This window comes from Streptomyces sp. AF1A, from assembly GCF_047340315.1.
In the GTDB taxonomy this organism is placed as follows: domain Bacteria; phylum Actinomycetota; class Actinomycetes; order Streptomycetales; family Streptomycetaceae; genus Streptomyces.
The window spans coordinates 25,476-39,236 of the sequence record NZ_JBLEBI010000048.1 but is presented as its reverse complement, the minus strand read 5'-3'; the positions used below and the strand labels follow the sequence as shown (position 1 = coordinate 39,236).

Genomic DNA, 13,761 nt, shown 5'->3' with positions numbered 1-13,761 from the left:
GGCTGGTTCCAGGCCGCGGGAGCGGGCTGCGGTGGCTGCGGCTGGAAGGGCGGCTGCTGCCCGGGCACGCCGCCGGGACCCTGCGCGGCCGCCGGCTGCTGCTGGGCATCGGGCATCGGTCCGGGCTGCTGCGGAGCGGGCTGCGCGGGCCACTGGGCCGCAGGGGCCGGGGCGGCGGGCTGGTACGACGGCGGCAGCGGGGGCAGCCCGTTCTGCGGCACGGGCGGGGGCGTCCACGCGGGCGGGGCGGTGTCCTGCGGAGCGGGCTGCGCGCCGGGCTGCGCCTCGCCGGGCTGTCGCGCGCTGCTCTCCGGGCTGCCGTCCTCCGGCGCCCCCGGCTGCGGGGCCTTCTGCAGCGAGCCCTCTGGGGCCTCGGCGTCCGCGGGTCCGGAGGTGTCCGCGGCCGGGCCGGAAGGCGCGTCGGACGGCGCGCCCTCGGCGGAGTCCTCGTCCGCGGCGCCCTCCGACGCGGACTCGCGCGCGGCCGTCGCCCCGGCAGCCTCGGCGCCGCCGTGGGCCTGGTCCGTGCCCTCACCCTCGGCCGGGTCCCTGTCCGCGCCGGACCCGGAGTCTCCGGCGTCCTCCGCGGCACGGACATCCGCCACCGAGCCGTCCGGCGCCGGGGCCTCGGCCTCCTCCGCGGACGTGTCCGCAGCCGCTCCGGTCTCCTCGGCGGACGTGTCCGCGGCGGCCCCGGGCTCCTCGGCAGCGGCCGGCGCCGCACCCTCCTCGGCGCCCTCTCCGCCGTCCTCGCCCTCCTTCTGCGCGGCGGCCGAGCGCTCGGCGATCTCGGCCATCTGCCGCTTCAGGGCGACCGCGGAGAACCGCATCGTCGCGCCGCTCTCCAGGTCCCCGTTGTCGCTCTCCGGCTCGGCCACGGCGGGCGCGGCGGCCGGCGCCTCAGGCTGCGGTGCCTGCGGCGCCTCGGGCGTCTGGTTCGGCTGGGGCGGAATCTGCGCCTGCTGCGGCTCGAAGCCCTCGGGCAGTCTCGGCATCGGGACCGGGTTGCCGACCGGCGGCGCGGGCTGCGCGGGCGGCGCGAAGGCCGCGCCCTGCGCCGGAGCGGGCGGAGGCGGCGGAGCGAAGGGGGTTCCCTGCGGCGGGGTGTACGACGTCCCCTGCGGCGGGGTGCCGGCGGGCTGCGCGGCGGGCGGCGGAGTCGGGCCGGGTGTGGGAGCGGGAGCCGGTGTGCTCGAAGGGAACTGCGGAAGCCCGGAGGCGGCCGGACCGCCCGCGTCACCCGGAGTTCCGGGCCCGTTCGGCACGCCGAAGCCGCCCGCGTTGTCCGAGCCCGCCGTGCCCGACGCGTTCTGCGTGTACCAGGCCGGGGGAGCGTAGTCGATGGTGAACTCGCCGGTGGTCTCGACCGCCTCTGCGTCGGGCTGGTCATCGCCGGGTGTGGCCCAGCCCCCGCGCATCCCGTCCCGATCGCTGCTCACAGTTCCTCCTGGTGTGGTCGAGCACCCTCATGCCGTGCCGGGGCGACCATGTCGTGTCGTTCGAGTCGTCCGTAGTCGTTCGAGGCAGTCCGATCCACCGGCCCTCCCCCTGGGACACCGACGCCCGGTCCACGGGTGTGTCACGCGCCCGCTCCCAGCCTAATCACCACGAGCCGCACCTCGGCAGGCCCGCCCGCCTCTCGGCACGCACGTACCTGGCCGCGACGGGCCGGGAACCGGCCCGCGAGCGCCGCGCGTTGAGGGTGGATTCAGGGAGCAAACGGAGGAGAAACGGCGAACAGGAAGGGCGGAACGGCGAACAAAGGGGACGGAGAAGACCAGTTCAGTCCATCCGGCGCGGTGTGCCCAACAATCCGATCTCGGCGTCGGTGGGTTGCGTCAGCACGTACTGCCGGTCGCGGTCGGTGCACCACAGCGTCACGCCGTCGGGCAGCGTGGGCAACGACTCCACCTCGGACCGCGACAGCCCCATGGTGCGGCCCAGTTCGGCGGCCTCGTCCGGCGAGACCCGCTGGATGCCGGCCAGCCGCGCCTGCCGCAGCAGCCGGGGCGCGACCGGGCTGAGATACGGCAGCAGGGTCACCACCGACTGCCAGGGCCCGGACACCACCCGGCCGCGCGGCGGGCGCATGCCGCAGTCCCGCACCACCAGCACCGGCGTGCCGGCGGAGGCGCCCTGCGGCGGCACCCGCCCGACGTCGTACACGGTCAGGCCGTTCTGCCCGCCCCCCATGGCGTGCACCATCTGCATCCACGCCTGCGGCCGGCCGGTCTCCACGGCCACCCGCGCGCCGGTGGCCGCCGAGCGCAGCGCCAGCACCTGCGCGGTCCACAGGCCGCCGATGAGGACGACGTCGTACGGCGTGGGCCGGTTGATGCCCAGCACGGCCGGCTGCCCCTCGGCATCGACCCCGGCGACCACGCCGTCGTCCCCGATGGGCAGGGCGAGCGCGTCCAGCTGGGCTCCGGGCAGCGCGTGCCTGCCGTGGCGGGGGCCGATCAGACCGAGGCCGTGCCGCAGCCGCTCGCCCGCGCGCCGCAGCCCGGAGGCCGGCGCCGTCTCTCGCACGTCCCGCGCCGGGGACGTCGTCGGAATCGTCGTCACCGCGCACCTCCCAGGGGCAGTGTGGCCAGCATGCCGGGCAGCTGCTCGCGGTCGAGGCGCGCCAGACCGGCGCCGGCCTGGCGGGCCGCAGCCTCCAACGCGCGCCGCGCCGCCACGAGTTCGTCGTCACTGCGACCGGTCACCCGCAGGTGTCCGCAGAGCGACACCTCCTGCCGGTCCCCGCGCGCGAGGGTGAGGCTGAAGGTGGTGGCGAGCGCCGGTATCGCCGTGACCCGGGCGACGAACTGCGGCAGCGACTCGCCGCGTCCGCCGCCCAGTTGAGGCCAGCGCCGCACCCAGTACGTGGTGTGCCTCCGGTTGTCGCAGCGCCAGCTGCGCCCGGACTCCTCCGTCCGACGCTCCCGGGTCTCGCTGCGCCCCGCCTCGGCCGTCACCAGCGGGTTGGCGCAGGCGGAGGTGGCGAGCGCGGCGATCAGCTCCTCCTCGTCGAGCGCCCGCGCCCTGAAGCCCGCCCCGGTCAGCCGGCTGGCCAGATGGTCCGCGGTCCGCACGACGCACTTCTGCGCCCCGAGCAGCCCGCCCCCGCGCGCGGCCACGGCCTCCGGGCACATCTCGGGATCGAGCTTCAGCGCGATCCAGGTGATCCGCACGGCGGGCGCGCCCGTCTGCTCCTGCAGCGGGAGGTAGTTGGCCACGGCCACCGACTGCTGGGGCAGGTGCAGCGCGGGCGCCGGCTGGGTGTGCAGCACGATCTGGGCCGACTCCAGCCGGATCCCGTCCACCTCCAGCGCGTCCCGCACCAGGCCCAGCGGCAGCGGCTGCCGGCTCCGCTCGGCCCGCAGCGCGGTCGCGTCGGCCTCCACCTGGAGCACCGCCGTCACGAACGTGCCGTCCCCGACGATGCCGACCGGCCGCCGGTCCCGCGAGCCGTGGGAGTGGGTGCGCAGGGCGGGCTCGCACTCCACCGCCGGGACCAGGCCCGGCTCCGTACCGGGCGGTATCGGGGTGTGCGCGGCCCGCTTCTGCCGTACCCGCAACTCCCGTGCCGTGCCGAGCCACTCCGGCAGGGAGCGGCCCCGCCGCCGTACGAAGGCCAGCAGGACCAGCGCCACCGCGACGACCGCGGCCGGCACCAGCGCCACCATCCCGACCGCCCAGCCGACGAGCAGGACGGCGGCCGCCAGCTCCACCAGCACCAGCCGTTGCAAACGGAACGAACCCGCCTGGCCCGGCCGGGCCCTGAGGCCGAGCGTGACCGGCTGCTGCGCCGCGCCGCGCCGCTCGGCCGCCCCGCCGGGCGCCTGCGCGGACCCGGCCGCGCGGCCTTGTGCCGCCGACCGGCCCCGCGCTCGCGTCCGCGTCCCGGAAGCCATCACTCCATCCCCCCGATTTGCTCACAACTCGCTGGAACCAGGCCACTGAACAAGGCCCTTGAGGGCCCAGGTACCCTACCCGCTCCACGAGACCCGCTCCGTACCAGGCATAGTAGGGGCCGGGTCCGACAACGGAGGGCGGGGGAGCGTGGTCCCCGGGCGCGCTCCGCGTGAGTCACGGGGAGAAACGGGCACAGATGGCATCTCGGCGGGACCAACTCAACGCCTACACCTTCGCGAAGCGCCGCATGCTGGCGTCGTTCGTGCGGTCGTCACCGGATGCCTCGGACGAGGGGGCGCCCCGGCCGCTGCGCGCGATCCTGCCCGGCGGCATCGTCGGCGTGGTCGTCCTCGCGGCCTTCGGCGCCTGGGGCATGTTCAAGCCGACGGCGCCGCAGGGCTGGGACGCGCCGGGCCAGAAGGTGATCATCGCCAGCAAGTCCACCACCCGGTACGTCGTGCTTGAGACCGACGGCAAGATCCAGCTGCACCCCGTCCTCAACATGGCGTCCGCCGAACTGGTCCTCAACACCCAGAGCGGCGTGGACGTCGTCACCGTCGACGAGTCGATCCTCGACAACGGCAAGATCCCGCACGGCGTCACCATCGGCATCCCCTACGCCCCCGACCGGCTGCCCTCCGGCGAGGAGGCGGGCGCGGCCAAGCGTTGGGCCGTCTGCGAACGCCCGAGCGGCAGCGGCAACTCCATCCAGAAGGCCGCGTTCGTCCTGGCCGAGCGCGACCGGAAGAAGACCGAGGACCCCGCCGAGAAGCTGCACGGCGGTCAACTCCTCTACGTCGAGACGCCGGAGAAGAAGCAGTACGTCGTCGACGCGCAGGGCCGGGCGTACGAGGTGGACGCCACCGATCCCCTCCTGCTGCAGACCCTGGTGGGCCCGAACCGCCGCCCCCAGCAGGTCACCCGGGAGTGGATCGACGCCCTCCACCAGGGCGACCGGATCGCCTTCCCGTCGGTCGAGGGCACCCCGGGCACCGCCGCGAACGCGCCCGGCCAACTCGACGCGCAGACCAACCGCGTCGGCATGGTCCTCAGGGCACCGGTCAACGGCACGGAGGAGTACTACGTGGTGCTGCCCGGCCGGGTCGCCCCCGTCTCCGACTTCGTCGCCCAGCTGCTCCTGGCCAGCAAGGACCTCGTGAGGCTCGGCCAGGCCGGGCACCCGAAGGAGGTCAGCGCGGGCGCCATCGGCCAGGCGGGCAAGCCGTTCGCCGACGCCTACAAGTGGCCCACCGAGAAGCCCAGCGCGGTCAACGACGCCTCCACCGCCGGCGGCAGCCGCAACACCGTCTGCGCCGTCCTGGACCACGTCGATCCCGACAACGGCGACACCACCCTGAGCACCTGGGCGGGCACCGACTTCCCGGAGGTCCTGCCCACCGGCTCCTCCAGCGCCTACGTCACCGCGGGCTCCGGCCAGCTCTACCGCCAGTTCCAGGGCAGCGAGACCAAGGCCGGCCCGGTCTTCCTGGTCACCGACACCGGCCTGCGCTACGCCCTGCAGTCCAACGACGACAGCGCCACCGACGACAAGGGCATCGGCATCACGCCCAAGCAGCGCAAGGAACTCCAGCAGGAGGCCAAGCTGGCGCAGACCCGCCTCGGCTACGCCAACGTCAACCCGGCCCCCATTCCCGCGGCCTGGTCGGAGTTCCTGCCGACGGGCCCGCGCCTGTCGACGTCCGCGGCCCGCCAGCCGCAGGGTTCGTGAGGGGGAGCCCGATGCCGTCGACACCCGGTACCGCGCGCACCGCCCGCGCCGCCCACCGCTCCCGCACCGTGCCCCGCTCGCGCACCACCCGCGGTACTCGCCCGACTCGCCGTCCCCAGGCCGCCCTTGTCACGGTCCTGGCCACGACCGCGACCCTGCTGGCCGCCCCGCTGGCGGCGGCGGACGACGCCTCCGACCAGTGCACGTTCTCCCGGACGAACCACAAGTACGCCGGCACTCCCTGGGCCCTGCAGCGCGTCAACCTCGACGAGCTGTGGAGCCAGTCCAAGGGCAAGGGCGTGAAGGTGGCCGTCATCGACACGGGCGTGGACACGTCCAACCCGCAGCTCACACAGGCGGTCGACGGCTCCCTCGGCGTCAACCTCCTGCCCGCCAAGGACGACAAGGGCCAACCGGTCGACGGCGCCAAGTCCAAGGCCACGACCGACACGGTCGGCCACGGCACCCGCGTGGCGGGCATCATCGCCGCCCGCCGCATGGACGGCACCGGTTTCGTCGGCCTGGCCCCCGAGGCGAAGATCATCCCGATCAAGCAGAACGACGCGGAGGGGCACGGCACGGCCCTCACCCTCGCCAAGGCCATCCGGTACGCGATCAAGGCCAAGGCGCAGGTCATCAACATCTCCCAGGACACGGCGAACGCCGTGGCACCGGCACAGGACCTGCACGACGCGATCAACGAGGCGCTGGCCAACAAGATCGTGGTCGTCGCCTCGGCGGGCAACGACGGCCTGGGCGGCAACGTCAAACTGACCTACCCCGCCTCCTACGACGGTGTCCTCGCCGTGGCCGCCTCCGACCGCAACAACGAACGCGCCGCCTTCTCCCAGTCCGGCGACTTCGTCGGCGTGGCCGCCCCCGGCGTCGACATGATCTCGACCGTCCCCAAGGGCGGCCACTGCTCCGACAACGGCACGAGCTTCTCCGCGCCCTACGTGGCCGGCGTCGCCGCCCTCATCAAGGCGAAGCACCCCGACTGGACTGCCCGCGAGGTCGTGGCCCAGATCGAACAGACGGCGGAACGCTCCATCGCCGGCCACGACCGCCTGGTCGGCTGGGGCGTGGTCGACCCGGTCCGCGCGCTGACGGAGGACGACCACCCGATCGAGGCACCGCACCCCGACACCGGCCTCACCCACGTGGAGGCCCCCGCCCCCGCCAGACTCACCCTCGGCGAGACCCCGCAGGAACGCACGGCCCGCATCGCCACCTACGTGGCCGTGGGCGTGGCGGTCCTGGTGGCGGGGCTGAGCGGAGGAGCGGTGGCACTGCGGGACGCGCGGCGCAGGCGACGGAATCTGTCGGGCGGCCACGCATGACGTCCATGTCACTGCTGCCGTTCGCCGCCTCCGCCGGCCTCGTGGCGATGGTTTGCGTCAGAGCCGGCCGCGTACGAGCCTGGCGCGAGGCCCTCAACCCGTCGGCGCCTGCGATCCCGGACATCGACTTCACCATCGCTCGTGTCCTGTTCCTCGGCCTGGCCGCGCTGGGCATCTACTTCGGCTTCCAGAGCCTCTCCATGGACGCCGACGGCCAGTGGAGCGACGCGGAACTGACCAGGGCGGTACGAAGCGCGACGGAGGAACTGGACGGGGACTCGACGTACAGCCCCTTCGAGGACGACGCGAGCCTCACCGACGACTACGCCTCGACCATCGAGGATGCCATCGCCCGGCACGCCGGCCCCCATGCCCCTCACTTCCCGGTCGACGCCACCCCCGCCACCCCGGACCACTCGAACGATGCCTCCGACGACATCACCGCCGACGGCACGGATGCGTCCTTCCGCATGCATGTCAAGGTGACGCGTGACAGGTCGGGGGACCATGAGGGCCCGGGGGTCGGGGGTGGCTCGGCCACGGAGCGGAAGTACGTGTTCAGGGTGGCAAGCCGGGCCGGGGCGCGCTGAGGGTTCACGCACGCCCTCGGTGGTGCAGCATGCACTCCTGACGCTCAGCCGACCTGCGGAACCCCGTTCGGCAAATCGCCCGCGCCGTTGCACTCCCATAGTTTCCGGGCTTCGAGTCGCAGCGTGTCCGCTGCGAGCGCAGCCATTTTCCGGATCACCGCCCGGTCGGTCGATTCCTCGTACGTGACATCGACCTCTACCAGTGCCTTGGTTCCGGTCTGTTCGGAAGAACAATCGACGAAGAGGGACGTGGTGTCCCCCTCATGGAAGCCCTTGGCCTCGCCGAGAGTGATCCGAGTGGCGCCGGCGGCACTCGCCTCGCGAGTCATGTCCTTAACGGTGCGGTCCGACCCGGAGTAGAAACTGTGCTTGATCGTGACTGACTTGCCGCCGCCGTACACCTTGCACGTTCCGGGCTCCTTCTTGGAGTACGGCTCCTCCGGGTTGAAAACTCCGGTGTGCCACTGCGAGAACGGCTTTCCCGTCTGCGGCAGGAGGGCTCTGACATCCGCTCCCGGAAGGGCGTTGTCGCACACACGGGCCGGTACCGCGACATCGCTCTCCGGGGACGGCCACAGTTGCCAGGTCACCACCCCGGCAGCGGCAAGGCACCCCACGGCCGCCAGAGCGATCCACCTCGTGGATCGCCAGCCCCTGTTTTCGGTCTCATTCACAAGCGACTACTTTCCTGCTCTCTGGCGACCCAGACCATAGGAATCTTCGATCTCTCGCTTCGCGGCCGTGGCCTGACTCTGCGCATTTGCTTCGTCGTAGCCGGCTTCCTTGGCAGCCGTGTACGTGGCGTCGTACATCGCCTGTGCCGAACTGGCCTGCTGCTGCTCCAGGAACACGTCCCGGTCTTTCAGGGCCTCGGGGCTCGAGTCCCTGGTGAAGTTTTCCACGACCGATTCCCGGATGTCCTCCACCACCCAGCCGGCCACCTCGCCGCCCACGGGGATCTTGCCGATCCCCATGCCGATGATGCGCCCCGCCCATTTGTCGGCCGTGGCGACACCTTCATTGAATTCCGCGTCTTCGGCGATTTTCTCGTCGACGACTGCCTGCGTCCGGGATTCCGCCATGATGCCGGCGATCTCGCCTCCGGGGTTGACTCGGTTCGCGATCTCCGGGGCCAGCTCCTTGTACTTGTCGGCGTTGTGGAACGCATCGTTGACGAGGTCCGTGGTCACCGACTCCTGGGAAGTGATGATGGCCCCGTATGCGTCGGGGTCCTTGCCGACCGCTCCCAGGAAGTTCTTGAGTACGCCGGGCGAAAGACCCTCCGGATTGGTCTGCACGTTGAGGTTCCCGAGGTGGGCGCTGGCCCCGTGGGTGCCCACGACGGATCCGCCGTCGCCCATGAACGCCCCCTGCACATCGCGCATGTAGTCGGCGGTGATGTTTCCGAGGCTGTCACACAGGGGTGAGTCGTCCAGATCCTCGGGATGGGCGCCGTAGCGCTCCACCAGCTTGTGGAAGATGTCGGCCGCTTCCTCGGAGTGCGGCGGCGACACGGCGTCGCTGCCATAGGGCAGACCGGTGGTGGCCGCCTCCAAGGCGTGGCCGAGTGCGTCAGGACCGTAGCCCATCACCGTCTTGGCCTTGTCCTCGTCGGCGAGAACGTTCGCGCTGTTCGTATCCGCTGTCCATTCGAAGTCCTTGCCGGTGAGCAGGTCGAGATACGAGGCGAAGCCCGGCTTGCCGCCCTGCTTGACGGTGCCGTCCTCGTTGTACGCGGTAGGCGGGTCGGTGAAGAACTTCTGCGCGGCCTCCGGACTGTGCCCGAGTGCTTCAAGAACGCTGTTCAGCGGATCGTTACCGCTGCCCAGCTTGCCGGACGGGTTGAAGCCGTAGATGTCCGGACTGCCCGTCGGCTTGTTCGACAGGAAGAAGTACGGGTCCTTCTTGTGGAGCTGCGTGATGTGCTCCGCAATCGGGTTGAGGAACCGCGCGTCGTAGTTGCCGTAACGCAGCAGGCCACCGAGCACCTGGTAGCCGTACGGCTTGCTCCACTGCCCCGGCTCCCACCCGATCTGCTTGGTCCCGAGTCGCCGGAACTCCGCACCCCAGCGGGCGTCGAGATGGTGACTGTGGTCGGGGTCGGTGGCGTTCGCGAGTGTGTAGCCCATGACCCTCTGCAGGTCCTGAACCTCGTTGAGCCGGGTCTTCGTCGCATCGGCGCTCGTACCGTCGATCGACATCTCGGCGTAGAACTGCAGCGCCTTCTCCGGCCCACCGAGTCCCTGATAGAACTCGGTGGCGAACTCGCCGTCCCTTTCTGCCGAGTTGAAGCGCAGGAGACGGTTGAGCTCGCGCAGCTCCGCGTCGGACATCTTGTCACCCTTGCGCGCCAGTTCCAGGGCCCGCTCGGCCTCGGCGTCGTTCAGGGACTCGTACTTGCTGTGGCCCGCGTCGTACGGATCGTTGCCGTGGCTCTTCGCCAGCGCACGGGCGACCGAGGCGTCGATCTCGGCTGCGTGGGCCAGGATCTGGTTGATCCGGTTCTCCAGAGCCTGCTTCTGGTCGAGCTGATCCTGGGTGCGCTCGTCGCTGTCACCGCGGATGTGCGGGAAGAAGCAGCGGACCTTGCCGTCGCCGATGTCCTCGACGCGAACACCGAGATGCGGTGCGTCCTTCTCGACGGCCGTCTTGATCTGTTGCTGAAGCGAGGCGAGTTCGGTGTGCCCGTCCTCGAGAACCTGGTAGATGCTGTTCGCCTCGGTGTGCAGGTCCGAGATCTCCTTCGCCGTCTTGCTGACGAACTCCCGTGTCACCGTCGCGTTCAGGCCGGCCCACTGCGCCGAGTCCGACTTGGCCCGCATCCCCGTACGGGCGCTCTCCGCGGACTTCTTCAGGCCGTCGACGGCCTTCTTCCAGTCCGACACGGCAGTGGCGAGCTTTCCGAGGTCGACCTCGATGAGGTCCGTGTATGTGAGAGCCATCGCAGGTGCTCCTACTTGAAGTACTCGTTGAGCTGCGACACGGACACGACCGAACCGTCACGGCCCCGGAGTACGGCACCGATCCGGGCGTCGTCCTCCGCATGTCGCTTCTTCGTGTAGTCCAGGTGGTCGGAGATATGGGCGCACGCCTGGAGGACGGCCTTGACCTGCGAGGTCCACATCTCGACGGTGGTCTCCAGCGCGCCGCCGGTCTGGAACCCGTGCGATTTCAACGTGGCCGCTGCCTGCATCGTCGACCCGGCGCCGTCCTTGCCGGCTCCCGCGCCTGCGATGTCGGCCTGGCTCTTGACGTCGTCGTACAGGATGTTGGCCTCGTGACCGACGGCCCCCAGATCGTCCTGGTGGACCACCAGGTCCCCGGTCCCTGAGCCGCCATCCTCGGCCGGCAGATGATTCAGGCGCATGTGGGTCGTCCGATGCCCGGCCGCCTCAGCCTTGAGTTGCTCCCACTCGTCCCATCCCATGGAAGGGCCCCTTCCCCCGCGCTGCTCTACAGGTCTTGGTCAAGTTAGCAACCCCGCCCGGGAAAAATCCGTCCCATGTCAGTCATGAGTGGCTTGTTGGGTGTGAAGATTCGGGGCAGGCCGGGCCGGCCGTCCCGTCCGCCGGTCCTGCCTGGTGGAGCGCCACCGGGGCCGGCCATGCCCGAACCGGTGAACAGTGCCCGGAGCTTCAGGTCAGGTCGAGGTTTTGTCGTTGCAAAGTTCTGGTTGCGGTGCACGGAGAACCTCGGTCACTGACCGTATGTGAATCTTATGCGCAGGTCCCGGGGCACTTCTGTCGCGATTGACCGTCTTGTCGCCTCGGACAGTCCGGCGCCCGTCACTTCGGGACACCATTGCAACTGAACTGCAGCAGAGTTCAGTTGGCCGCGAATTGCACAGTGACTACAGTGGTTGGCGACGGATCCGGGGGCGTCGCTGCTTGCTGCCCGGTCTGTTGAGAGCTGTACCAACGGGGAACGGGGAAGGGGTCGCGGTGAGTGGCGGTGGCGGCTCGGATCTGAGGCGCGGACTTGAGGCTCTGCAGATCTTTCGGAAGAAGGTCAGCGATGCGCTGGCCAACTTCGACGAGTCGCCGGGTGCCCCGGCCCGTATCGCTCAGCACGCCATCAACCGGACGTCGTTCAGCGGGACGGAGATCCCGTTCAGTGAGGCCGCTGACCTGCACGGGCAGTATGAGCGCGTGCATGAGCGTCTCACGTACCTCTCGAAGTCACTGGGCCTGCACATCGAGGCGCTGAGGATCGCGGTGCAAGCGGCCGACGCCGGCTACGACAACGTCGAAGAAGAGGTGCGCAGGCGCTTCTGGGCCATTCAGTCGCACCTCGACCAAGAGCATCAGAAGGCGTTGGAGCAAGAGCAGACCCACAGGTCGAAAGCGGGGCCGAAGACCAACAAGTCGACGGAGGGTGGGTTCTGATGGGCGGCAACAACTGGCGGCAACAGCCTCAGTACAAGCCCGGTGTGGAGCGGGCGGACCAAGAGGTCGGCGTCGTCGACGCGGTGGAGTTCCTGCTCGGGGGTATGCCGTTCGGCCTCGGCAGGCAGGTCAACGCCTTCGGCTCGACGGACTTCGAGCGCCACGATCTCAACGACATGATCGACCTGGTCGAGCAGGCACAACCCGAGCACCTCGAGCTGGCCAGTAAAGCACTGTGGGATGCGCACCAGTCCATCTCTGATGCCGCCAAGGAGCTCAAGGCTCACATCGAGGCGGTCGACTGGGAGGGGAAGGCAGCCGGGGACTTTCGTGTGTGGGCCACGGGCCTGGTCGGCTGGAGCCATGAACTCGCTGACTTCGCCGACAAGGCGGCCACGCAGATCTCTGCAGCGGGCATGGGACTGGCCAGCGTGAAGAAGTCGATGCCACCCCGTGACCCTCGCCCCAGGGCCGAGCGGAAGCTGCCCACCCAATTGCCCAAGGCCAAGCAGGTCGCCGGCAATCCGGACTACGTGGTCGCCAAGAAGGCCGAGCAGGACCGGCAAGAGGCGATCAACCAAATGAACAAGCTGGCCTCCTACTATGCGGTGTCGGCCGGCACCCTGAAGGCGGAGGAAGGGCCACAGCCGTACAAGCCCATGCCGCCCGTGGGGATCCCCAAGCCCACCATGACCGGTAGTGACGACAGAACCGGGACGAAGAGGGACGTGCCGACGCATGCGGCGTCCGTCGATGCCGGTGCGATGCACCATCATCCGCAGGCGACGTCAGCTGATGCGCCGCCTGCCGCCCATGTTTCCCCTGTTCATGACGTGCACCAGCCGGTCCCCGGTCCGAACCACCCGGTCGGCACGGAGATCAACACAGTCGGCACGCTGCCTCCGCAGCACTCCGCGGTTCCGCACGCAGGACCCGCGCCCACCATGCCGACAACAGGTGGAGGCAGCCAGCCGACGCTTCCGGTGACCACGGGGCCTGTGGCGCCTCCGGTCCTCCCGTCCGTGGGACGTTCCACCGGTTACGGGCCGTCCGGCCGGCTTCCGATGTCGTCGCAGGGACGCACTGGTCCCTCGGGTAGCGCGGGTGGGCGAGTGCCGCAGAATCCGGAGGGTCAGACGGGGCGTGCCGCTACCGGTGGCCGTGGCCCGCAGGGCCCTATGGGACAGGCTGTTCGCGCCATGGGACGTACGTCCACTTCGGCCGGTCAGTCAGCTGTGCGGGGGCCCGCTCAGCAAGCGGGACGCTCCTCGCTGGGGCGTGGCATCACCGGTGGAACGCCGGGGACTGCCAACGCACCTGCCGCTGGCCCCATGAGCGCGGCGCGCAACGGTGTCGTAGGCGGCAAGCCTGTCGCGGGCCGTGCGCCTGGAGCGTCGTCCAGCTCCCGTGTCCCGCGCGGTATGGTCGTCGGTGCCGAGGAGCAGGTCACCACGGGCGAGCCCAGGAGTGCGCTCGGCCGGCGAGGGGTTGTCGGTGCGCCGGCAGCGACGGCGCAGCCCGGCACCGATCAGTCCGTGCCGCGTTCGGCAGCCAATCCCGAGGGCGTCATCGGCAGGCCCCGGGACAACGGCGCCTCGGCATCCAAGGCCTCCGAGGCCGGGGGCGGCGCGACGGGGCTCGGCAGGAACGCGGTCGGAGACCGACAGGGCCCGACCGGTGGCACGGGACGCGCCGCGAGGCCGACCGAGAAGGACCAGCACCGCTCGTCGCAGAAACAGCGACGTGACGTGCCACAGAAAAGTGACTGAACAAGCGAGGACATACGCGGGCATGAAGCCAGGAACCAGCCGACGTGG

General features: G+C 70.6%; 11 protein-coding genes. 5 read left to right on the top strand and 6 right to left on the bottom strand.

Annotation, left to right across the window (positions count from 1 at the left end):
* From ACLU3S_RS16270 to eccE, 3 genes are all read right to left on the bottom strand, one after another.
* Positions 1 to 1,439: SCO5717 family growth-regulating ATPase (locus ACLU3S_RS16270; RefSeq protein WP_413952565.1), on the bottom strand; the 1,439-nt coding region annotated here is incomplete at its 3' end.
* A 343-nt stretch (positions 1,440 to 1,782) separates the two neighbouring features.
* Positions 1,783 to 2,565, bottom strand: a complete 783-nt coding sequence (locus ACLU3S_RS16265) for a hypothetical protein (RefSeq protein ID WP_413952564.1) — start codon at positions 2,563 to 2,565, stop codon at positions 1,783 to 1,785.
* The gene (gene eccE / locus ACLU3S_RS16260; protein WP_413952563.1) at positions 2,562 to 3,899 is read right to left on the bottom strand and encodes a type VII secretion protein EccE; all 1,338 of its coding nucleotides are present in this window, start codon (positions 3,897 to 3,899) and stop codon (positions 2,562 to 2,564) included. The genes ACLU3S_RS16265 and eccE overlap by 4 nt, the downstream gene beginning before the upstream one ends.
* A gap of 197 nt (positions 3,900 to 4,096) precedes the next feature.
* Here eccE and eccB point away from each other — a divergent pair, with 197 nt between their 5' ends.
* The 3 genes from eccB to ACLU3S_RS16245 are packed head-to-tail and all read left to right on the top strand — an operon-like array spanning position 4,097 to position 7,559.
* Positions 4,097 to 5,629, top strand: coding sequence for a type VII secretion protein EccB (gene eccB / locus ACLU3S_RS16255; RefSeq protein WP_413952562.1), 1,533 nt, complete (start codon positions 4,097 to 4,099; stop codon positions 5,627 to 5,629).
* Between the two features lie 11 nt (positions 5,630 to 5,640).
* Complete coding sequence (gene mycP, locus ACLU3S_RS16250) at positions 5,641 to 6,969, top strand: type VII secretion-associated serine protease mycosin (protein WP_413952561.1); 1,329 nt, start codon at positions 5,641 to 5,643, stop codon at positions 6,967 to 6,969.
* Positions 6,966 to 7,559 carry a hypothetical protein gene (locus tag ACLU3S_RS16245; protein WP_413952560.1) on the top strand — a complete coding sequence of 198 codons (594 nt, stop codon included), beginning with the start codon at positions 6,966 to 6,968 and terminating at the stop codon, positions 7,557 to 7,559. The genes mycP and ACLU3S_RS16245 overlap by 4 nt, the downstream gene beginning before the upstream one ends.
* A gap of 44 nt (positions 7,560 to 7,603) precedes the next feature.
* Here ACLU3S_RS16245 and ACLU3S_RS16240 read toward each other — a convergent pair whose 3' ends face one another.
* The 3 genes from ACLU3S_RS16240 to ACLU3S_RS16230 all read right to left on the bottom strand — a co-directional run bounded on the left by ACLU3S_RS16240 (position 7,604) and on the right by ACLU3S_RS16230 (position 10,986).
* Positions 7,604 to 8,233, bottom strand: coding sequence for a hypothetical protein (locus ACLU3S_RS16240; RefSeq protein WP_413952559.1), 630 nt, complete (start codon positions 8,231 to 8,233; stop codon positions 7,604 to 7,606).
* A 6-nt stretch (positions 8,234 to 8,239) separates the two neighbouring features.
* Positions 8,240 to 10,444 carry a DUF6571 family protein gene (locus tag ACLU3S_RS16235; protein ID WP_413952558.1) on the bottom strand — a complete coding sequence of 735 codons (2,205 nt, stop codon included), beginning with the start codon at positions 10,442 to 10,444 and terminating at the stop codon, positions 8,240 to 8,242.
* 68 nt (positions 10,445 to 10,512) lie between these two features.
* Positions 10,513 to 10,986, bottom strand: a complete 474-nt coding sequence (locus tag ACLU3S_RS16230) for a hypothetical protein (protein ID WP_413952557.1) — start codon at positions 10,984 to 10,986, stop codon at positions 10,513 to 10,515.
* A 514-nt stretch (positions 10,987 to 11,500) separates the two neighbouring features.
* Between ACLU3S_RS16230 and ACLU3S_RS16225 the strand changes: the two genes are divergently transcribed.
* Entirely contained in the window at positions 11,501 to 11,944 is a 444-nt protein-coding gene (locus ACLU3S_RS16225) for a hypothetical protein (protein ID WP_413952556.1), read from the top strand.
* Positions 11,944 to 13,713, top strand: coding sequence for a hypothetical protein (locus ACLU3S_RS16220; protein ID WP_413952555.1), 1,770 nt, complete (start codon positions 11,944 to 11,946; stop codon positions 13,711 to 13,713). The genes ACLU3S_RS16225 and ACLU3S_RS16220 overlap by 1 nt, the downstream gene beginning before the upstream one ends.
* The last annotated feature ends 48 nt before the right edge of the window (positions 13,714 to 13,761 follow it).